The 20,271-nt window shown below is 62.2% G+C and carries 18 protein-coding genes; 12 read left to right on the top strand and 6 right to left on the bottom strand.

The features are described 5' to 3' along the window. Positions 1–245: 245 nt before the first annotated feature. From FJ319_05350 to FJ319_05380, 7 genes are all read left to right on the top strand, one after another. Positions 246–3,101 (top strand): 2-oxoglutarate dehydrogenase E1 component, encoded by a 2,856-nt coding sequence (locus FJ319_05350; protein MBM3933714.1) that lies wholly within the window; start codon positions 246–248, stop codon positions 3,099–3,101. Then, on the top strand, positions 3,091–4,347 hold the full coding sequence (gene odhB, locus FJ319_05355) for a 2-oxoglutarate dehydrogenase complex dihydrolipoyllysine-residue succinyltransferase (protein ID MBM3933715.1): 1,257 nt from the start codon (positions 3,091–3,093) through the stop codon (positions 4,345–4,347). Before FJ319_05350 ends, odhB begins: the two co-directional genes overlap by 11 nt. A 59-nt stretch (positions 4,348–4,406) precedes the next feature. Then, positions 4,407–5,420, top strand: coding sequence for a phytanoyl-CoA dioxygenase family protein (locus FJ319_05360; GenBank protein MBM3933716.1), 1,014 nt, complete (start codon positions 4,407–4,409; stop codon positions 5,418–5,420). Between the two features lie 275 nt (positions 5,421–5,695). Beyond that, entirely contained in the window at positions 5,696–6,379 is a 684-nt protein-coding gene (locus FJ319_05365; protein ID MBM3933717.1) for a CocE/NonD family hydrolase, read from the top strand. A gap of 184 nt (positions 6,380–6,563) precedes the next feature. Next, positions 6,564–7,256, top strand: coding sequence for a CocE/NonD family hydrolase (locus FJ319_05370; protein MBM3933718.1), 693 nt, complete (start codon positions 6,564–6,566; stop codon positions 7,254–7,256). Beyond that, on the top strand, positions 7,253–7,486 hold the full coding sequence (locus FJ319_05375) for a glutaredoxin family protein (GenBank protein ID MBM3933719.1): 234 nt from the start codon (positions 7,253–7,255) through the stop codon (positions 7,484–7,486). Before FJ319_05370 ends, FJ319_05375 begins: the two co-directional genes overlap by 4 nt. Positions 7,487–7,538: 52 nt before the next feature. After that, positions 7,539–8,258, top strand: coding sequence for a redoxin domain-containing protein (locus FJ319_05380; GenBank protein ID MBM3933720.1), 720 nt, complete (start codon positions 7,539–7,541; stop codon positions 8,256–8,258). Positions 8,259–8,300: 42 nt separating this feature from the next. Here FJ319_05380 and FJ319_05385 read toward each other — a convergent pair whose 3' ends face one another. The 5 genes from FJ319_05385 to FJ319_05405 all read right to left on the bottom strand — a co-directional run bounded on the left by FJ319_05385 (position 8,301) and on the right by FJ319_05405 (position 12,606). After that, positions 8,301–8,696, bottom strand: coding sequence for a RidA family protein (locus FJ319_05385; GenBank protein MBM3933721.1), 396 nt, complete (start codon positions 8,694–8,696; stop codon positions 8,301–8,303). Positions 8,697–8,709: 13 nt separating this feature from the next. Continuing rightward, entirely contained in the window at positions 8,710–10,272 is a 1,563-nt protein-coding gene (locus FJ319_05390; GenBank protein MBM3933722.1) for a hypothetical protein, read from the bottom strand. Positions 10,273–10,303: 31 nt separating this feature from the next. Next, the gene (locus FJ319_05395) at positions 10,304–11,125 is read right to left on the bottom strand and encodes a class I SAM-dependent methyltransferase (protein MBM3933723.1); all 822 of its coding nucleotides are present in this window, start codon (positions 11,123–11,125) and stop codon (positions 10,304–10,306) included. Then, positions 11,125–11,499 carry an endonuclease domain-containing protein gene (locus tag FJ319_05400; protein ID MBM3933724.1) on the bottom strand — a complete coding sequence of 125 codons (375 nt, stop codon included), beginning with the start codon at positions 11,497–11,499 and terminating at the stop codon, positions 11,125–11,127. The genes FJ319_05395 and FJ319_05400 overlap by 1 nt, the downstream gene beginning before the upstream one ends. A 144-nt stretch (positions 11,500–11,643) precedes the next feature. Then, positions 11,644–12,606 carry a 3-phosphoglycerate dehydrogenase gene (locus tag FJ319_05405; protein MBM3933725.1) on the bottom strand — a complete coding sequence of 321 codons (963 nt, stop codon included), beginning with the start codon at positions 12,604–12,606 and terminating at the stop codon, positions 11,644–11,646. Positions 12,607–12,775: 169 nt separating this feature from the next. On the opposite strand from FJ319_05405, the gene FJ319_05410 reads away from it, so the two are divergent. The 4 genes from FJ319_05410 (at position 12,776) to FJ319_05425 (ending at position 17,620) form a co-directional block, all read left to right on the top strand. Continuing rightward, a complete protein-coding gene (locus tag FJ319_05410) occupies positions 12,776–14,746 on the top strand; it encodes a hypothetical protein (GenBank protein ID MBM3933726.1) in 1,971 nt (656 codons plus the stop codon). A gap of 87 nt (positions 14,747–14,833) precedes the next feature. Beyond that, the gene (locus FJ319_05415; protein MBM3933727.1) at positions 14,834–16,009 is read left to right on the top strand and encodes a CPBP family intramembrane metalloprotease; all 1,176 of its coding nucleotides are present in this window, start codon (positions 14,834–14,836) and stop codon (positions 16,007–16,009) included. Continuing rightward, entirely contained in the window at positions 15,975–16,727 is a 753-nt protein-coding gene (locus FJ319_05420) for a rhomboid family intramembrane serine protease (protein ID MBM3933728.1), read from the top strand. The genes FJ319_05415 and FJ319_05420 overlap by 35 nt, the downstream gene beginning before the upstream one ends. A gap of 98 nt (positions 16,728–16,825) precedes the next feature. Next, entirely contained in the window at positions 16,826–17,620 is a 795-nt protein-coding gene (locus tag FJ319_05425; GenBank protein ID MBM3933729.1) for a hypothetical protein, read from the top strand. A gap of 114 nt (positions 17,621–17,734) precedes the next feature. On the opposite strand, the gene FJ319_05430 is transcribed toward FJ319_05425, so the two are convergent. Continuing rightward, positions 17,735–18,865 carry a Gfo/Idh/MocA family oxidoreductase gene (locus tag FJ319_05430; protein MBM3933730.1) on the bottom strand — a complete coding sequence of 377 codons (1,131 nt, stop codon included), beginning with the start codon at positions 18,863–18,865 and terminating at the stop codon, positions 17,735–17,737. Between the two features lie 146 nt (positions 18,866–19,011). Here FJ319_05430 and FJ319_05435 point away from each other — a divergent pair, with 146 nt between their 5' ends. Beyond that, entirely contained in the window at positions 19,012–20,238 is a 1,227-nt protein-coding gene (locus tag FJ319_05435; protein MBM3933731.1) for a hypothetical protein, read from the top strand. Positions 20,239–20,271: the final 33 nt, after the last annotated feature.

A 20,271-nucleotide genomic window follows, 5' to 3' on the forward strand; every position in this document is an offset into this window, starting at 1 on the left:
TCAAGGACAGCGTTCAACACTACCGTTCGTTTAGCCTCTCTCTCGCTCATTGTCAGTTCTTTCATAGACTGACATTTTCACTGCTCCCTTAACCCCTGACACTATCACTGCACCAATGCAAACCCTGCCTAGCCTTTGCTACCCGTTTCCCTTATACTGTTAGGCGTATAAAGCCGCCATTCGGTGGGCCGCATTTGCGCGCCCTGAATGCGGCCCAGGTGGACCTACTCTAGGTAGGGGGGAGTATGAGTGATCTGACGAAGTTCTCGGGGCCCAATTTTGGGTACGTCGTTGAACAGTATGAGATGTACCTGAAGGACCCCAACTCGGTAGCCCCTGAGTACCGAGCTCTATTTGCGAATCGGACCCCGGAGCTGGAAGAAAAGACGTCCGCCCGGACAGTCGGCAGGGATTCGGCCTCCAGGGAGAAGGTCGAGGTCCGCGTTTTCGATGACCAGGACCTGCGGCTCCTGGGACTCGTGGAGGCGGTCCGTCACTACGGGCATCTCAACGCGTCCATTGACCCGCTGGACCTCCGCAAGAAGGACGCGAGCCTCATCGCGGACAGCAGCCGCAAGATCACCGAGGCGGAGATGAAGGGGCTCCCGGCCGATATGGTCCCGAGCCCGCTTGCGAAAGGCGCAGCCTCGGCCGCCGAGGTTGTCTCGCGCCTGAAGTCCGTTTACTGCGGAACAACAGGCTACGAGTACGGCCACATCCGCAGCTCTGAGGAGCGGTTCTGGCTCCAGTCGGCTTTCGAGTCCGGCCAGTACAGGGCTAACCTGGACCCCCAGGCCAAGCTGAGCCAGCTTGAGCAGCTCACCCAGGCGGAGGTCTTCGAGCAGTTCCTCCATTCCAGCTTCCCGGGCCAGAAATGGTTCTCTCTCGAGGGCAATGAGGCGCTCATCCCCATTCTCGATGACATCGTTTTCAGCGCGGCCCACTCTGACCTGCGGGCGTTGCACATGGGCATGGCCCATCGCGGCCGCCTGAACGTGCTGGCGCACATCCTGGACAAGCCGTATGAAAAGATAATGTCCGGCTTCCTTGACAAGCACTTCGTCCAGGAGGGCAGGATCGAGGACGTCGAGATCGGCCGCATGCGGGACGTGAAATACCACCTTGGGGCGAAGAACCGAGTGCCTACGCCCAGCCACGGTGAGATCTTCCTTCAGCTGTCGCCCAACCCGAGCCACCTCGAAATAGTGGGTCCCGTTGTTCTCGGCGCAGTGCGCTCACGGCACGAGAAGAACGGCAATGTCGGCTTGCCGCACCTGAACCCGGACGCGGCAATGGGCATAATCATGCACGGAGACGCCGCCTTCGCCGGCCAGGGAATCGTCGCAGAGACGTTTAACCTCGCCGGGCTGGAAGGTTACAGGATCGGCGGCAGTATCCATATCATCATAAACAACCAGGTCGGCTTCACCACGGAGCCGTCCCAGACGCAGTCCACCATCTATTGCTCCGACATGGCGCGCGGCTATGACCTGCCTATCGTCCACGTCAACGCGGACGATGTTGAGGCCTGTATCAGCGCCGCCCGGCTGGCGTTCGCCTACCGGCAGAAGTTCCACAAGGACTTCGTAATCGATCTGGTGGGCTATCGCCGCTTCGGCCATAACGAGGGCGATGAGCCCACTTTCACACAGCCGGTCATGTACGAGGCTATCCGCACGCACCCGACCGTGAAGGCGCTGTGGGCCGAGAGGCTGGTGAAGGAAGGCGTCGCGACTCAAGAAAAGGTTGAGGCGCTCGCCGCCGAAATGAAGTCCCGACTGCAGTCGGCGCTGGACGCGGTGCGCGAGGCCAAGACCGACGACCATGCCTCGCCGTCGGCACACGTGAACGGGGTGGAGCCCGCGCAGCCCCCGGCGGCGCAGCCTACGGCCGTGCCCGCTGACGAGCTGGCGGCCATCAATAAGGAAATAAACACCTTCCCTGAGGGGTTCGCGCTGAACCCCAAGCTGGACAGGCCGTTCCAGAGGCGCCGGGAAGCGCTGGACGGGGCGGCGAAGATCGACTGGGCGCACGGCGAGGCGCTGAGCTTCGCCTCAATCCTCGCCGATGGCACGCCCATCCGGATGACCGGCCAGGACATAGAGCGAGGCACCTTCAGCCAGCGCCACGCGGTCCTGCACGATGTGAAGACCGACGCGAGGCTCGTGCCTCTGCAGACGTTCCCCAGCACAAACGCGACGTTCGCAATCCACAACAGTCCTCTTTCGGAGGCTTCCGTCCTCGCTTACGAGTACGGCTACTCCGTCTCTTCGCCCGAGACGCTGGTCCTGTGGGAGGCGCAGTTCGGGGACTTCGTGAACAACGCGCAATCGGTCATAGACGAGTTCATCTCCTCCGCCCACGCCAAGTGGGGCAAGCAGTCTAGCATTGTGATGCTGCTCCCGCACGGATACGAAGGTCAGGGCCCTGACCACTCCAGCGCTTTCCTGGAGCGGTTCCTGCAGGTGGCCGCCGAGGACAACATCCAGGTGGCCTACCCCACCAACGCATCTCAGTACTTCCACCTCCTCCGCCGCCAGGCGAAGAGCCTGGGCGGGGAGCGCAGGCCACTGGTGGTAATGACCGCCAAGAGCCTGCTGCGACACCCGATGGCCCAGTCCAGCATCACCGACCTCGCAGAGGGCCATTTCCAGACCGTTATCGACGACGCGAGGGCGCGGGAGAGCATTGAGAAGGTCCGCCGTATCGTCCTCTGCACCGGCAAGGTGTACGTGGACATGATCACGAGCGAGGAGTACCAGAAGGCGAGCAACGTCGCCATCGTCAGAATCGAAGGGCTCTACCCATTCCCTGCCGAGCGTCTTGGCCAGGTGCTCTCCCAGTACGCAAAAGCAAAAGAAGTCCTCTGGACGCAGGAGGAGCCGGAGAACCGCGGCGCGGCCCCGTCCGTAATGCCGCGCATATTCCCCCTCCTGAAGCATGGCGTTTCGCTCCGATACGTGGGCCGCCCGGCCCGCGCCAGCCACGCGGAGGGCTCGTCCGGCGACCACAAGAATGAACAGGCACGAATTATCCGCGAGGCCCTCCTTGATGCCGGCCTCATCACAACTTCCGCAGGAATGGTGAAGCATGTCCGTTGAGATCAAAGTCCCAGAAATGGGCGAGTCCATCGTGGAGGCCACTGTCGGCAAGTGGCTGAAGCGACAGGGCGACAAGGTTGCTGCGGGTGAGGCGGTGGTGGAGCTGGAGACAGACAAGGTGAACGTCGAAGTCGCGGCCCCGGCCGAGGGCACTGTTGAGGTCCTTCTCAAGACCGGCGAGAACGTGAAGGTCGGGTCCGTGCTGGGCAAGATCGTAGCAGGCGCAGGCGCCGCCGCTCCCGCATCCAATGGCCAGCCCGCCGCGAAGGAGGCTGCCCCCGCCAAGGAAGCTGCTGAAGACGGCGTCAAGGCGACCCCGGTAGCGCGGAACCTTGCTGAGAAGCTGGGAGTAGACCTGAAGACCGTCAAGGGAACAGACCCCGGCGGAAAGATTTCCCGAGAAGACGTTGAGGCAGCAGCGAAGGCAAAGGCCGCGCCCGCCGCGCCCGCGAAGGCCCCCGAGGCCCCGGCGAGGCCGCAGGCCCCTGGTGCAGCGCCGGCGGCAGCGAAGCCCGCTCCCGTCGTAACACGTTCGCAGTCCGGGCGCGTCGAGGAGCGCATCAAGCTCTCGCGCCGCCGCCAGACCACGGCGAAGAAGCTCGTGGAGGCGCACCATATCGCCGCGATGACCACCACCTTCAACGAGGTGGACATGGGCGCGATCATGGAGCTGCGCAAGGCGCGCCGGGAAGAGTTTAAGAAGCGCAACAACAACACCGACCTGGGCTTCATGCCGTTCTTCGTGAAGGCGGTCGTCGGCGGCCTCAAGGCCCACCCGTGGATGAACTCCGAGCTCGCCGAGGATGAGCTGGTGCTGAAAAAGTACTACGACATCGGCATCGCCGTCGGCTCCGAGGACGGGCTTGTGGTGCCGGTCCTGCGCGACGCCGACAAGCGCACCTTCGCGCAGATAGAGGCGGGAATCGCCGAGCTCGTTGCAAAGACCAAGGAGCGCAAGCTCACCATCGAAGACCTGACAGGCGCAACGTTCACTATCACAAACGGCGGCGTGTTCGGCTCGCTGATGTCCACGCCGACGCTCACGCCCCCGCAGGTGGGCATCCTGGGGATGCACGGCATCAAGGAGCGCCCCGCAGCGGTCAACGGCCAGGTGGTCATCCGGCCAATGATGTACCTCGCGGTCACGTACGACCATCGCGTCGTGGACGGCAGCGAGGCAGTCAGATTCCTTGTGAGGGTGAAGGAGCTTCTGGAGGACCCGGCACGGCTCCTGCTCGAGACGTAGAATAGCGCGATAGACGAAGGGCGACGGAATTCCGTCGCCCTTCGTGTCAATGTCATCTAATGGCAACAAAGCGGACGGTTAATGAGTCCAGGAGGGCAAGCACCATGGTAGTCGCCGAGAAGAACCGCATCGTGGACCAGTTCAACGACGATGGCTACTACGTCTACCGCGGCCTGCTGGACCCGAAGACCGATCTCCAGCCGGTCTACGACGAGTATGAAGCGCTCCTCGACCGCCTCGCGAAGCAGTGGCACAGGGAAGGCAAGCTTTCCAGTGACTTTGCCGGCATGCCGTTCGGCCCAAAAGTGACGAAAATCGCCATCGAAACGAAGGGCAGCTACTACCAGCACCTGGACATTTCCCTCCCTCTAAAGGCCATCGCGCACGACAGTGGAATCCACTGCGGCCCTGCGGTCTTCAACTTGCTCCGCAACAAGAAGCTGCTGGACGTCGCCCAGATGTTCGTCGGCCCCGAGATTTACTCCAACCCGGTCCAGCATGTGAGGATCAAACCCCCTCAAGACGTCCTGCCGCAGGAGCTAAAAGACAACACAATCGTCGGGCGCACTTTCTGGCACCAGGACCAGGGCGTCATTCAGTCCGATTCCGACAACTCCAACATACTCACGGTCTGGCTTCCGGTCACCGAGGCCACTGTTGAGAATGGCTGCCTCACCGTCGTGCCGAAGAGCCATAAGGAGGGGCTGGACCTGCACTGCATGACGGAAAAGAGGCTGGGCATCCCCGACGAACGCATCGGCCCAAACACACTCCCGCTTCCGATGAGTCCAGGCGATGTGCTCTTCATGACGAAGTTCACCAAGCACGCTTCGCTGGAGAACGTCAGCAGGGATATCCGATGGAGTTTCGACCTCCGCTACCAGCCCATCGGCCATCCGACCGGCCGCGCCGCCTTCCCCGGCTTCGTCGCCCGCAGCCGGGCCCATCCCGGGTCGGAGCTCCGCGACTGGAAGGTGTGGGAGGCGAAGTGGCTGGAGGCCCGCCGCGCCCTCGCCGAGGGCGGAACCCCCAACTTCCGCCGCTGGGACCCGAACGACCCGATGTGCGCGTGAAGGGGCATAGGGTACGGGATATAGAGTACGGGGTACGGTTAAACAGTAAGCAAAGACGTTTTCATCGGTAGGGGTGGGTCTGAGACCGGCCCTCGCTGTTCACAAGGTAGCGCCGGATGACGAGAATGACCTACCGCACAATCGTCGAAAAAGGCCTCCCTGCCATCATGCGGGACGGCACGGTCCTGCGCGCCGACGTGCACCGCCCGGACGCGCCCGGCAGGTTCCCCGTCCTCCTCGACCGCACTCCCTAAAGCACTACGCGAAACACCTATGTGGAAAAGGCGCCGAAACTTGCTGAGCGCGGCTACGTGGTCGTGCTGCAAGACGTGCGCGGCCGTTTCGCGTCCGACGGCGAATTCAAGCCAGGCTTCTATAGCTCCGACACGTGCGATGCCGACGACGGCTACGACACCGTGGAATGGGCCGCGGCGTTGCCGTGGTCGAACGGCAGCGTGGGCACCATCGGCGGCTCGTATGCAGGGTGGACGCAGTGGGAGCTGGCAAAGACGCGCCCTCCTCACCTCGAGGCGATGCTGCCGCAGGCGATCTGCGCCGATCTGCTCGACCGCGAAATGGGCGGCGTCCTGAGCCTGGGCCGCGTCCTGTGGTGGACGATGAACACGTTCGCGCCGGAAGAGCGGCGCAGGCAGAATCTGCCGTATGGCCCGTACACCGAGGACCACGCGGTGGCGCTCTGGGCGTCCAAAGAGCGCAGCAAGTGGCTCTGGTACCTGCCCCTGATGGAAATACCGGACTACGCGATGCCCGGCATGGGTAAGCACTGGCGCCGGTGGCTGCAGGACCACACCACGGACCATCTCGGCTTCGAGAAGGCGCATCCCCAGGTGGACGTGCCCGCACTGCACACGACGGGCTGGTACGACCAGCAGATAGGCACAATCAAGAACTTCACCGGCATGGTGAAGAACGGCATGACAGCCCACACGGGCCGATAACCAGTACCTGGTCATCGGCCCGTGGACGCACGTCAGCCACAGCCTTGCGCGCAAGACGGGCGACGTAGACTTCGGCCCTGAGGCGGAGCTGGACTACTACGAGATCGCCGACCACTGGTTCGGGAAGTGGCTCAAAAGCGAGAAGACGGCGGTGGCCGATTGGCCGCACGTGCGCTAATTCGTCATGGGCGCGAATACTTGGAGGACGTCCGATACCTGGCCCCTGCCCGGCACAAAGTACACGCCGTACTACTTGCACAGCAGAGGCAACGCAAACACGCCCTTCGGCGACGGCTCGCTCTCGGTCAGCGCGCCGGAGGCCGAGCAGCCCGACCGTTACGACTACGACCCGCGCGATCCCGTTATGACGCTCTATTCGCCCCCCGGGCAGCAGGAGCCACGCGACCAGCGCGCGCTCGACGACCGCAGCGATGTGCTCGTCTACGCCACGCCGCCGCTGGAGCGGGCGGTGGAGGTTGCCGGCCCGGTGTTAGTAAAACTCTTCGCCGCCACGTCGGCGCGTGACACCGACTTCACGGTCAAGCTGATCGACGTGTGGCCGTCCGGCTTCGCACAGGAGCTGTGCTACGGCATCGTCCGCGCCCGCTATCGGGAATCGTACACGGAGCCGTCCTTGCTTGCGCCCGGCAAGGTGTACGAGTACACCATCCAAGTGAACCCGACCGCGAACCTGTTCAGGCCCGGCCACCGCATCCGCGTGGACATATCGAGCTCGGACTTCCCCAACTTCGACCGCAACCACAACACAGGCGGCAACGACTACTCGGAGTCCACGCTAATCACCGCCCACCAGACCGTTTACCACGACGCTGCAAGGCTGTCGCACATCGTCCTGCCGGTGAGGCCGGCGCCATGACGACACGCACTGCTGTTGTGGTCTACACGCACCCTGACTGCCACTACTCGCGCAAGCTCAAGGGAGAGCTGCGCGCCGAAGGTACGCCATTCGAGGAGATAAACCTCTCGCGCCGGCCCGAAATGTGGGAAGAGATCGAGCGCATCACCGGCGGCGAGCGCATCACGCCGGTGATGGTCCGCGACGGCAAGGTGAAGCACGACTTCCGCAACGTTGGCTGTGTTTGCTGAACCGGAACGACGGCGGCGGGCATCCAACCAGCCAAACCCACACGGAGTACCCATGACCACCACTCGCAAGATCATCGAAGCGGGAGACCTCGCCCCGGATTTCACCCTGCCGGACACTGATGGCGCGCCCGTCAGCCTGTCCAGCTACCGCGGCAAGAAGCTCGCCATCTTCGTGTGGGGCTCCTGGTGCGGCTGCCGCAACCAGCTCCCCGCGTGGCAGGAGCTCTACAACCAGCACGCCGGGCAGGGTCTCGAAGTACTCGGTGTGTCGATGGACTCCGAAGGGCCGTTCCGCGTGACTCCTTTCATTACGTGGGCGAAGACCACTTTCAAGACTGTGGTGGACGTGCGCAACACTCTGACGGAGTTGTACGGCCTAAAGGCGGTGCCCACCTGCTACCTGGTTGACGAGAGCGGCGTAGTGCGGTTCAAGCAGCACAAGGGGTTCGACATCCGCAAGGCGGAGTCCGCAGCGGTCATCGAGCGCTGGCTCGCCGGCCGGCCTCCCATCGCGGAGGGGCTGCCGCCGTCCGCCCCCGTGGGTAAAGAGGTGTACGACGGACACGCGGTCTATTTGAAGGGACTTGAAGCCTTCCGCGCCGGGAGACGCGAAGAGGCGATCGCCATCTGGCGCGACGGCCTCGCGAAAGACCCGGACAACTTCATCCTGATGAAGCAGGCGTGGTCCGCGGAGAACCCGGACGCCTTCAAGGCTGCGCTGGAGAAGTTAACGGAGCAGCCCGCGCCAACCTCCCAGTCCTCCATACCTTGACCAACGTCCAGCTTCTAACATCCAACTGCTAACTCCTAACTTCTAACTGCCAAGCACCGCCTGCGCGGTGATCTCTATGTGCAGGCCGGGCTCCGCGAGGGCTCGGACCTCTACGTATGAATTCGTTGGGTATTGCTGCCGGGGGAAGAACTCGTCCCATATCGCTTTTTGCGTGTCGTCGATCGGCCAATAGTCCTTCATGTTCACGAGGTACGTCGTGAGCATCACGATATTCGCGGACGTGCCGCCCTCGGCCTCAACGACGCGCGTGATCCTCTCCAGGCACACACGCAACTGCTCCATCGGCGGCCCGCCGTCGGCCTTGGAATAACGCGCGGTCACGCCGGAAAGATAGAGCGTGTTACCCGCCCTGATCGCCCGCACGTAGGTTGGGCCGGCCGGATAGATTGCCGAATGGTTGTTGCGAACAATGGTCATTGCGCACCCCCTGTTATGGTCTCCGGGCCGGCGCGTCCGCCGGTGAATACTGCTCCAGCCGCTTCTCCGGGTCGTAGCGGTTGAAGTCGAACGGCGGGCCGTCGTCCCCGTGGCAGTAGCCGCAGAAGGCCTCCGGCGCCTCCTCGAAGTGGCTCCGCACGGCGGCACGGCCGGCCATTGAGAGGAACGCGACCGAGTCCGCGCCCACCCTCCGGGCGATCGACTCGTCCGAGCGCACGCGCCACGCGCCGTCCCGCTTCTCCACCGCACCCAGCTCTTCGCGCTCGTTGATGTTCACGCCCAGCACGCAGGGGCGGATGAACTTGGGCGCCAGGCTTCGCGCGTGGATTTCCCGCACCCCAAAGAACTCCCGCATGTTGCGGAACAGGATCCGCCATGTCGTGAGGCGCACTGAAGAGTCGTCGACCACGTAGACAACCTTGTCGCGGAGCGTGCGGGAGAGCTTGTACTTGTGCTCTCCACCCTGCTGCCGGAGAAGGTCGCTCATCTCGATGAAGGTCCGGCGCGTCTGCTTGGTGGATCGGCCCTTGTAGATGCCGTCGTCGTAGTCCAGTCCCAGCGCCCGGGCGAAGGTTATCGCGCCGGTCCGGCCGGTCTCTGGAACGCCGATAACGATGTCCGCGTTCACCAGGCGACCGGACTCCACCTCCTCCCGCGCAAGCTCCACGCCACACTGCTTGCGGATCGCGCCGACCTCAACGCCGTTCCGGACTGAGGGGCCGAACGAGAAGTACCAGTCCTCGAAGTCGCAGTACTTCCTCTCCCTTCCGCTCGCGAGCTCAATCCGCTCCGGCTCCGCTCCCGGCCTGAAACGCCACATCTCCCCCGGGCGAATCTCGTGCTGGTCCACTGCACGCTGTGAGTCCAGTACGCAGGACTCGGAGGCGACGAGGTAATACCCTTTGGCTTTCCCCCAGGAGAGCGGCCTGATTCCCCATGGGTCCCTGAGCGCGAACACCTCGTCCTCCTCCGTAGCGATGATCAGGCTGTACGCGCCCTCGGCGCCCTTCAGCCCGTTTGCGATGCGCTCTGCCCACGTGGCGCCGTCCGCCCGGGCGATCCGCCGGAACAGTATCTCGCTGTCCAGCGGCGGCATCCGTTTGCCGGCCCTGTCCACATTCCCGTAGCTGTCCAGGTAGTCCCCGCCCGAAGGCAGTTCTTTTTGAAGGTCTGCGTAGTTGGCGATATTACCGTTGTGCCCGCCCACGAGCGTCCTGCCGGCCTCGGTCACAATCACCGGCTGGGCGTAAGATACATCGTCGGCCAGGCCCATCGTGCGGTACCGGGTGTGCGACACTGCGATCTCACCAGAGATGCCGAGCTGCTGAAGCACCTCCGCGGAGTGGAATATGGCATCGAAAGTGCCGATAGCCTTGTGGACGCGGAACGGCTGGCCCATCGGCTTTCCTGCCATGCCGCCGCCGTCCTGTCCCCGGTGGACTAGCTCCGCGCCCATCGCGGCCGCCACCGGCGCGGCGTCGCGACCCGGCGGTGCGATCACCGCGGCAATACCGCACTTCTCCTGTATGGACTTCAACGCAATTCGAAAGGTCATGCAAGCTCCGGGAGTTAATCGTGACAGCAATTCAACGAGGCTTCGTCGCCTTTACAGAGTACAGGCAGGGTATCTGTAGCCGGCCTTCCGGGAGGCGCCACCACCCGTCGTCTCCCTTTACCATCTGTGGCAAGCGTTGATACGCGCTCACGTTGAATTCATGCAGAAATTCTATCCTAAGACCCGCCCCGATGAGTGAATTCAGCACATCGCCGATGCTGTGTGACCACTCGTGGTCACCCGAATGCACTATCTCCGCGTCCTTTGTATATGACGGAAAGCCGCCGGGCTCGAATGAACCCGCCGGGTCGTGAAAATAGGGATACCGCGCGACCAGCTCGCCGTCCTGTCGGGAGTCGTCGAACATGCCGCCGAACGGATGACCATCCACCATGTAGAAAGTGCCGCCGGGCGTAAGGAAATGCGCGATTACCTGCGCCCATAGCGTGAGATCCGGTAGCCAGCACAGGACGCCGTATGAGGTGAAGACGAGGGGGTATCGCGCGTTGTGGACTTTGGGCAGGTCATAGACGTTGGAGTGAATGAATCGGGCGTTCAGTCCGGTCTCCTCGGCCAGCGCCCGCGCAGCCTCAATCGCCGCGTCCGAGAAGTCCACGCCGGTGGCATGCGCGCCCATCTGCTGCAAAGAAAGCGTGTCCAGCCCAAAGTGGCACTGAAGGTGCAAAATGGGCGTGCCCACGATGTTGCCCAGCTCCGCGAGCTCGATCGGCATGAGCGTATTGCGGCCGGCTTTGAACCCCGCAACGTCATAGAACGGCGATTTCAAGTGTATCGCCGTTCTCTCGTTCCAGTTCCGCCGGTTTAGCTCAAATTCGCGCTCGTATTGGAGCATCAACTCTTGGCCACACTCACTATCTGCGCCAGCACCATTTCAATATCATCCCTCACTCTGTGATTTTCAAATCGGATGACAAGTACGCCGTATTGCGCCAAAATCGCATCCCGCTCAACATCGTACTCTTGCCGCTCTGAATGTGCTTCGCCGTCTACCTCTATCGCAAGTCCTGCAGAGTCGCAATAGAAATCAACTATGAACCCTTTGATGACCTGTTGACGCCGGAAATGAAGTCCAGCCAGTTGACTTCGGCGAAGCCGATCCCACGGTAACTCCTCCTCTGGGGTCGCACGCCTCCTCATCTGCCTCGCCAAATCCAGCTTGCCCGCTTCGACCGGCTGCCCGCGCACTACGTGTCGGGATGGACGCATAGATACTCCTGTCCAACGGCCTCGATCCACCTAACCCCTGCCCCTTCCCTGAGAGGGAAGGGGTTCAAATCCGGCGGCGCGAAGCGCCGTTTCCTTCCGTCCTCCCTTCCCTCCCAGGGAAGGGATAAGAGGGTTAGGTGGCTCCTACACCACGACATTTTTCGGCTTGCCGTCCAGGAATGCCAGCACGTTGTCCACCACGCCCTCGTTGAGCAGCTCAACGCCCTCGGGCGTCTGGTCCGCGCAGTGCGGGGTGAGCACTACCTGCTGGCAGACGAAAATCGGGTGGTTGGGCGGAAGGGGCTCCTGGTCGAACACGTCAAGCCCCGCGCCGGCCAGGTGGCCGGAGTTAAGGGCATCGACCAGAGGGCCGGTCTGCACCAGGTCCCCGCGCCCGCAGTTGATGAGGATCGACCCCTTTTTCATAATCGCAAGCTCGCGCTTGCCGATCATTCCGCGGCTCTGGTCGGAGAGGCGCACGTTAAGGCTGACGACATCCGAGTTGCGGAGAAGTTCGTCCATCTGCACGAACTTGACCCCCATCTCGCGCTCCCGCTCGGGGCTCGGGTTGTACGTCCAGGCGATGACTTTCATACCGAGCGCAACGCCCAGCTTGGCGACTTCCCGGCCGATATTGCCGGTGCCGATGACGCCCAGCGTCTTTCCGCGCAGGTATACCATGTCCATCTTGGTCCAGCGACCGGCTTTGAGCTCCGTTGTGAAGTACGCCGCGCGCTTGGCCGTGGCAAACATGAGCGCGATGGCGTGCTCCGCCACCAGAGGCGCTGTGCGGCCCGGCTGGTTGCAGACGGTTATGCCGAGCTCTTTCGCCGTCTTGAGATCGATCATGTCCGTGCCTATCGAGCATGTTGCGATCAGCTTGAGCTTCGGCAGCCGCCTGAGGGCCTCCCCGGGCCACTTAACTGCGCCGCGCGTGTTGAGGATCACGTTTGCGTCCTTCACGCGATCAAGCTGCTCCTGCATTGTCGCAGGCCGGTCCGCGTACATCACAAACTCGCCGCGCGACTTGAGCCGGTCGATGTGCGGCGACCCCTGAATCTGGACAGGCTGGTCGCCGGGCACCACAAATTTGTTCCTGGAAGCCATATGTGCAACCCTCAGCTTCGTTATCACAAGCGAGACTATAGACACCCGCCCGCAAAGTCAATAACGGCCGCCTCTGCCCTTCTTCAATTCACTATTCACTATTCCCAATTCACTATTCTTATCGTGCTGGCATGAGGCATTGCGGTTAGCGGCGGAGAGGCATAGAGTAATGGCCATGAAATTGATAGGCCGGATAATATCGCTGCCGTTCGGCATTGTCTTGCTTGCGCTGCTCCTGCTCACACTCGTCTGGATGCAGGTGAACAGAACGTTCTTGAACCCCGCCTACTACAAAGAGGAGCTTCGCAAGGCGGACATCTACAACTTCGTAACGAACGATCTGCTAACCTCCGCCCTTGACGAAGCCCGTGAGCTCCCACCGTCGGAAGGAATGGACGAGAACCTCCTTGTCACCACAGGCCTGGAAACTGCGCAGATTTTGGACTCCGTCAACGACGCCATTCCTCCGGAATGGGTCCAGGCCCAGGTTGAAGAGTCGCTGGACGAGTTCGGCCAGTACCTGGTCGGCGAGCGCGACACATTTACACTTACTATCAACCCTGGCGAGCGGGTTGAGCAAGTCCTTGACGAATTGCAGGAGCTTATTCACGAGGCGGACGCATACGAGCTAATCTACAGCCAGCAGATCGATCCCAAGCTCGAAGAGCTGGCCTCAAGCGATCTGCCGCTCGGCATCGATGTCACCGGTGACCAGCTCAAGGCCTCCTTCCGAAAGATTGTCCCGCCGGACTGGGTTGAGACCCAGGTGGACAATGCGATCGACGAGGTCACACCCTACCTTGCCGGCAAGGAAGACTCCTTCCTGGTCACGGTCCCCCTCTCCGACAGGGTTGAAGCAGCCCTTGAAGAGACAAAGATTATCCTCGCTCAGTCAGACGCCTATGATATCGTCTACCGGCAGGCGGTGGAGCCCACGCTGGTGGAGTCCCTGGGAGACTTTGTAGACTTGCCGCTGGGCATTAGGATCGCCCGTGAAGAGGTCCTGGACGCCCTCCGCCGGGTGGCGCCGCCCGAATGGGTCCAGGAGCAGGCCGAAGCGATTATTGACGACAGCACTCCGTACATCGGCGGCCGGGTTGAAACCTTCGCCACCGAGATCGATCTTACTGAAAGCAAAGAGCGCGCCGCGGTTGAAATATCAGCGCTGGTTGAGGCCAGGACCAATGAGGTCCTCGCCCGAATCCCCAGCTGCGCCACTATTGAGGAATTCTTTGCGAGCGGCGGCGCGCAGCCCGGCTCACTGGCCCTCCCCCGGTGCGTACCGCCCGGGACCGACCCTCAGCAGATTCTCGCGATGCTTGGCATCGACCTTGACGATCTGGTCGCCCGAAGCATCGTCAGTAATATCCCAAATACAATCACCTTCAGCGAATTCCAGATACGGTCCGCTCTCACCCAAACGGGCGCGGTCGGGACGCTGGAACAGATTGACCACGTCCGCAAGTTGTTCAAAGAGGGCTTCACGTACGACCAGAACGACCTGGCGCGGGACTTCGCCGAAATGTCGGACACAACGGAAGCTGACGCGGCGGAGAGGATCGCGGAATTCCGCGACTGGCTGGAGAACGGGTTCACCTACACTGAGGTAGACTTCCAGGCGGACCTGGCGGAGGCAGATGACCCGGAGACGGCGCAAAGCTTCAATGACGCACGCAACATCCTGAAGTCTGCAAAGACCTGGGGCACATTCCTGCTTTTCTTTATGGTCCTGCTCCTCCTGGCGATCATTGGCTTCCTCGGGGGCGGTAGCCGCTGGTCCATGCGCGTAGCCTGGGCCGGTGCATTCCTGATGGTCACCTCCGCAATCACCTTCATTGTCTTCCTGCCAGTGTATAGCGCACTGGCCAGTCCCCGAATCGAGCAGGCCCGGGCGGACATGCTCGCGGACATCAGGGCGGGCGGCGGCGATTTTGTGGGCACGGCGGAGCTGGCGGCCGGAAAGGGGTTCGATATGGCCGTCTCCATGGCTGACGGCTTCGTGGGCGGCATAGCCTTTAGAAGCTTCCTCCTGACGCTGCTGGGCCTCGCCCTCTTCCTGGGGGCCTTTTTGGGACTCTCTGTACGCCAGGGCGTCAGTCTACCTCCCCGCGAAGTCGCAGGAGGCAAAGGGCCCCGGTAAAACGTAGCCGTAAACAGCTATAATTAAAGTAAGTCCATCTCAGGGCATCCAGTGCTGGATGCCCTGATTCTTTACCCTGAGGCCACCTTGTACTGCCGGACTTGCGGCAACACGAACCCCGCTTACGCGCACTTCTGCATCAAGTGCGGCAGCGGCCTGCGCCCCGAGTCATGCATGTCGTGCGGAGCAACCCTCCTGCCCAACGCCAACTTCTGTATGTCCTGTGGGCGCGCGGCCACGCGGATTGCCCCGGGTCCGGCGCAGGAAAGCGCCGGAGCTGCTGTAGCGGCCGGCCGGTGGGCGCCGTTCACGGATGTGAAGGCACGCGCGTTGTTGATCATGGCAGTGCTGGCGACTCCCGTTACCATCACCCTGTGGCTGGGGCTTGCCGCCCTCACAGGCGCGGAACGGGACGACCCCACGGTTGTCGCCGCGACGGTCGGCCAGTGGGTGAATCTCACTCTATTCTTCTGGATTTTCTGCGCGGTCAAGTCGAAAAGGGTGAGCCTGCGGCGACTGATGGGGCGGGTGCCTCCGGGCTTCAACTGGCTGTCCACGATCGCGCTCATCTTCGCGGCGATCGTCTTCGCCGCCGGAATGGCCATCGTCGCCATCTTCGTGCTGTCCCTTGCGTTTCCTGACCTGGCCCGCGCGGCCACTCAGGACAGTTTGCTCGGCGAGACTGCGAACACGCGCACTCCAATCCTCTACGGAATCGTCCTTGGCCTCTCACTGATGGTCGCTGCGCCTCTACTCGAAGAGCTTGCGTTCAGAGGATTGCTGCTGCACCGCTGGACGGTCAAGTGGGGCGTCAGGAAGGCCCTGTTCGTGTCGACGATTATATTCGGACTCGCCCACCTGCTTAACGCGCCCGGCGCGGCCTTCGGCGCCACGATGGCCGGATTCATCCTGGCAATCCTGTATATCAAGACCCGCACGCTGATTGTTCCCATGGTGTGCCATTTCATCTTCAACGGGTTCGCCTTCAGCGTGAGCGTCATCAGCGCTTTCACCGACCCACCCACGGCGGAAGAGGCAGGGCTTGCCCTTGAGCAGATCAGGGACGCCGCGGGCACCGGCGCGCTGCTCATAGCGATATCGCTCCCGTTTCTCCTGAATTTCGTCATCCGGAACTGGCCCAGGGCAACCGACCTGCCGCCCTACTTCGAAGCTGCGCCTGCTGCGCCAGGGCCGGAGCCGGTCATAGCCGCCGCCACGGCGCCGCACGATGATGACTCGACGGGCGCGACAAGGAGAGAGTAAGCGGATGTTCCTGCCCACCAGCACGCGGGAGAAGTACGGCCGCCACCGGTTTCCGATAGTCTGCGTGCTCCTCGCACTGATAAATATCATCGCCTTTGGGTACGAGGTGTCGCTGCTATTCAACGAGGGCGAAGGCTGGCTGAACGACTTCATAGTCACATTCGGCGTCGTTCCTGCAGGGATCATGGAAGGCCGCGGCCTGACGACCCTGATCACAGCGATGTTTCTCCACGGCGGCCTGCTGCACATCGCCGGCAATATGCTGTTCCTCCTGGTCTTCGGCGACAACGTGGAGGACCGCATGGGTCCCTTCGTATTTATCCTCTTTTACCTCGGCACCGGCGTCCTGGCCAGCCTGGCGCACATCGCGTTCGACCCGCAGTCCACCATTCCCAGCATCGGGGCCAGCGGCGCAATCGCGGGCGTGCTGGCCGCCTACCTGGTCTTCTACCCGACGGGCAAGGTCAAGGTCTTCGTCTTTCTGGGGCCGCTCAACCTCCTCTTCCGGCCTTACTTCGCCGTTTCGGCATTCATATTCATCGGCTTCTGGTTCATCATGCAATTCATCTACGGCGTGGCCTCCTTCGGCGTCGAGACGGCGCAGACGGACGGCGTAGCCTACTGGGCCCATATCGGCGGCTTCGTCGCCGGCATCGCAATCGCCTTCATGTACTGGCTCACTCCCGGCGGTCGCAGACTCCGGCGGGCGACGCGATAGCGGAACGCCGCGTTCATGTGGCATACTTGACTGCGTTACAGACCTCCAATGAAGCATGCGCCGTCCCAATGTGGGCATGGCGGAATGAGAAATGACGAATGGCGACTCGGAAAGCCGCGACAGCAGCGGCAAGCACCAATGGAATATCCAGGCAGCCCGTCACAGGTCCGGTGATGAAGACCAGGCAGGGCATGGCGCGGGGTCCGGCGATCTGGCTGGCCGGGGACCCGGAGGACCTGAAGGAGTGGATGCCGCGCGGCGCGGCCGGCATCGTGACCAATACTGTTGTGCTCAACAACATGGTCAAGAAGTACGGGCAGATCACGGACGTTGTGAAGCGCTACCTGGACATCACGGACAAGCCTGTCGTCATCGAGATAGACGGGACGACAACGAAAGAGCTGATCGACGTCGCGCACCGCTTCACTAAAATGTCGAAGCAGATCATCATCAAGGTCCCGTGCACCGTTGAGGCGCTCGACGTCTTCCGCCAGCTTGATGAGGAAGAGATCGAGACCTACTGCACGACGGTCTTCTCGCTTCCCCAGGCGGCCGCTGTGGCCCAGGCCGGGGTGACGCACGTTCTCCCGTTCTGCGAGCCGGTGAAGGAGATGGGCGGCGACCCGACGAAGCTGGTCCGCGAGTGCGTCCAGATGTTCGCGGGCTGGGAGAACCGCCCGTACGTGACAGCCGCGCTCGTCCGCTCCGTGGACACAGCCTACCAGTGCCTCCGCGACGGCGCGGACGGCATAATCGTCTTCTGGCCCATCTTCCGCGACATGATGAAGCACCCCCTCACCGACCAGTGGAACAAGACCTTCATGAAAGAGTGGGTAGCAATGCACGAGGCCGGCCTCATGAAGGACGTTCCGATCACGCTGGGGAAAAAGTAGTAGGTAGTTGGTCGTAGGTAGTTAGCCAGAAGCCAAGACAGAAGAGGGGCCTCGCGTCTGCGAGGCCCCTCCTGGTTTGGCCAATTACTAACTACCTACGACCAACTACGGCTGCTAGTCCTTCTTGTGCCCTCGGACCTGCTTCATATACGTCTCGTGGCCGTAGATGGGCTTCTTGTTGTCGAGGCGCCAGTTGAGCGGGATGATGCGCAGGCTGCGGTCCTGGATGGGGAACTGCACCGGCGCGTGGCCCCTGCGGGCGGACTCGCGCAGGCCGATCGCCATCTCCAGGATCTTGCGGCCGTTGTCGCCGCTGTGCACAGGGTCCCTGCCCGCGTCGAGCGCGTCGACGAAATTGGCGACGCTCGCCATGTTGCGGTCGCCGGGCCACTTCCAGCCGTCGGCGTCGTACTGCATCGCGGCGGAACGGGTGCCGTAGATATTGCCCTCGGGCAGAACGCCCTTGATCTCGACGAGGTCGGAGAATGCAGGCCGCGTAACGCCCTCCTTGACCTTGTAGATGTGCGAGAAGGCGTAGTCGCTGGAGTACACACCCTTCGAGCACAGCACCTCGAAGCCGTTGCGGGCGTTCTGCTTGCGCGTAATGAAGCCCTCGACGCCGTTGACGAAGCGGAAGTAGCCGGACGCGCCCTGGTCGTGGTCGGACCATGGGTCGTCAGACACCCAGCCGATCGACCATGCCACGTCCACCTGGCTGGCGAACATGCGCATGAGGGTGAACAACTGGCAGCCGCCGCCGGACATCTCACTCCCGGCGCCCATGTGGAAGGTGATGCTCTGCACCTCGCCCAGCTCGCCTGAGTCGATAATCTCCTTCGCCTTCGTGTGCGCCGGCAGGTTGGCGTCCATGTCGCCGCCTGCCAGGCGGATGTTGCGCTTGCGCGCGGCGTTTACCATGCGGTCGGCCTCTTCCAGGCTGACGGCCATCGGCTTCTCGCAGAAGATGCCCTTGACATCGAACTCTGTGCAGCCGATCACGACTTCGGCATTCGGGCGGACCGGGAGGATCGGCGAGACGATGTCGATCTTCTCCTTCTTCAGCATCTCGCGGTAATCGGAATACCCCGGCACCTTGAACCTGCTCGTGAAAAGGTCCAGGTTTTCCTTGTCATTGTCGGCTGCGGCAACGATCTCGCACTTCGGGTTCAGCGCATAGCATCGGGCATGCTGGGTGCCCTTGCGGCCCACGCCGATCATGCCTACTCGATACTTCTTCTCTCCCATTCAGATACCTTTCTGGTCCGTAGATTTAAGCTCGCCAAATGATACCAGCATTCACTGTTATTGTGCAGCACCGGCTGCTTTGACACGCTTGTGGGCCGGTGATAGAGTTGGGACGAATACAGACATCCCCCAGCAGGAAGGTCGCCTTGAAGATCGTCAACGTCGAGCTTTTCCATATCAGGCCAAGGTTCAACACCAGACTCCTCAAGCACCTCCCGAATTCGAACGATGTTGACTCCCGGATGGTGACAAAGATAACCACCGATAACGGCATAGTGGGGTACGGTGACTACGACCTCCCGGTCGCGGCACCTCCACTCTCAAAATTCGAGTACCTTATCGGTCGAAACCCCTTCGATTTCCTCAACACAACAACCGACATCTCCGTGGGCATGGCGCTTTACGACGTGATGGGAAAGTACCTTGAGGTGCCGGCGTATAAGCTCATGGGGCAGAAAGTACGCGAGGGCCTGACGATGTGCGCCTGGAGCCGGCGCGTGCCTCCGGAAGGCTTCGCGGAGGAGATACAGCGCGCCGCCGCACAGGGCTACATGTGGTTCAAAATGCACACCGGGGAGATGTATGACATTTTCGAACAGACCCGCGCTGCCGAGGAGGTCGCGCCTCCCGGATTTCGGATTCACTACGATTTTAACGGGGCGGGTCGCACCGCGGGGACCGTAATGCCGATCATTGCGGAGCTTCAGAGCAAGCACCCGATCGTGGGCGTCATCGAGGACGCCCTGCCGGCCTCGGACCACGCGGGCTGGCGCTCGCTGCGCGGCCGGAGCCGCATCCCCCTCGCCATGCAGGTGCCGAGGCTGGGCGGCATCCAGGAGGCCCTCCAGGGCTGCGCCGATATCTACATGATCGGCGGATGGGACGGCGTGGGCGGGATGCTCAGCCAGGGAATGGCTTACGGCCGCGCGAACATTCAGGTGATCACTCAGCTCGTTGGCGGCACGCTCGGAAAGGCGCTCGCGCTGCACATGGCGGCTGTGCTGCCCACGGCAACCGGCCATTCTATAAACCTGGACGACCAGTACGACGATGACATCACAACCGCTCAAATTCCGGTGGTAGAGGGCTTCTCACGCGTGCCGGAGGCGCCGGGCCTCGGCGTGGAAGTGGACGACGCGGCGATACGCCGCCTGGCGGCGAATACCAGGACGCCCGCCCCGCGCTGCATCAACGTGGTCGTGCTCCCGGGCGGCCGCACCGCATACGGCGTAAGCAGCCTCCGCCAGCTCATCGGCGGCGAAGAGGCTAGCATCCGTGGCCACCGCTCGCACCTGTGGAAGGACGACGGCTCGCCGGAGTTCGAGAAGATTTACGAGCGTGTACAAAACAGCGGTGCCTTCATTGTCGACTAACCAGGCCGATATATCCGTGAATTAAAGCTGACC

Source organism: SAR202 cluster bacterium, assembly GCA_016872355.1.
Lineage (GTDB): Bacteria > Chloroflexota > Dehalococcoidia > Lucifugimonadales > VGZY01 > VGZY01.

What these genes read in the sequence shown, in the direction of transcription:
- FJ319_05350 (MBM3933714.1), top strand. Translation starts at nt 246, where the DNA reads ATGAGTGATCTGACGAAGTTCTCGGGGCCCAATTTTGGGTACGTCGTT.
- odhB (MBM3933715.1), top strand. Translation starts at nt 3,091, where the DNA reads ATGTCCGTTGAGATCAAAGTCCCAGAAATGGGCGAGTCCATCGTGGAG.
- FJ319_05360 (MBM3933716.1), top strand. Translation starts at nt 4,407, where the DNA reads ATGGCAACAAAGCGGACGGTTAATGAGTCCAGGAGGGCAAGCACCATG.
- FJ319_05370 (MBM3933718.1), top strand. Translation starts at nt 6,564, where the DNA reads ATGGGCGCGAATACTTGGAGGACGTCCGATACCTGGCCCCTGCCCGGC.
- FJ319_05375 (MBM3933719.1), top strand. Translation starts at nt 7,253, where the DNA reads ATGACGACACGCACTGCTGTTGTGGTCTACACGCACCCTGACTGCCAC.
- FJ319_05380 (MBM3933720.1), top strand. Translation starts at nt 7,539, where the DNA reads ATGACCACCACTCGCAAGATCATCGAAGCGGGAGACCTCGCCCCGGAT.
- FJ319_05385 (MBM3933721.1), bottom strand. Translation starts at nt 8,696, where the DNA reads ATGACCATTGTTCGCAACAACCATTCGGCAATCTATCCGGCCGGCCCA.
- FJ319_05390 (MBM3933722.1), bottom strand. Translation starts at nt 10,272, where the DNA reads ATGACCTTTCGAATTGCGTTGAAGTCCATACAGGAGAAGTGCGGTATT.
- FJ319_05395 (MBM3933723.1), bottom strand. Translation starts at nt 11,125, where the DNA reads ATGCTCCAATACGAGCGCGAATTTGAGCTAAACCGGCGGAACTGGAAC.
- FJ319_05400 (MBM3933724.1), bottom strand. Translation starts at nt 11,499, where the DNA reads ATGCGTCCATCCCGACACGTAGTGCGCGGGCAGCCGGTCGAAGCGGGC.
- FJ319_05405 (MBM3933725.1), bottom strand. Translation starts at nt 12,606, where the DNA reads ATGGCTTCCAGGAACAAATTTGTGGTGCCCGGCGACCAGCCTGTCCAG.
- FJ319_05410 (MBM3933726.1), top strand. Translation starts at nt 12,776, where the DNA reads ATGGCCATGAAATTGATAGGCCGGATAATATCGCTGCCGTTCGGCATT.
- FJ319_05420 (MBM3933728.1), top strand. Translation starts at nt 15,975, where the DNA reads ATGATGACTCGACGGGCGCGACAAGGAGAGAGTAAGCGGATGTTCCTG.
- FJ319_05425 (MBM3933729.1), top strand. Translation starts at nt 16,826, where the DNA reads ATGGCGACTCGGAAAGCCGCGACAGCAGCGGCAAGCACCAATGGAATA.
- FJ319_05430 (MBM3933730.1), bottom strand. Translation starts at nt 18,865, where the DNA reads ATGGGAGAGAAGAAGTATCGAGTAGGCATGATCGGCGTGGGCCGCAAG.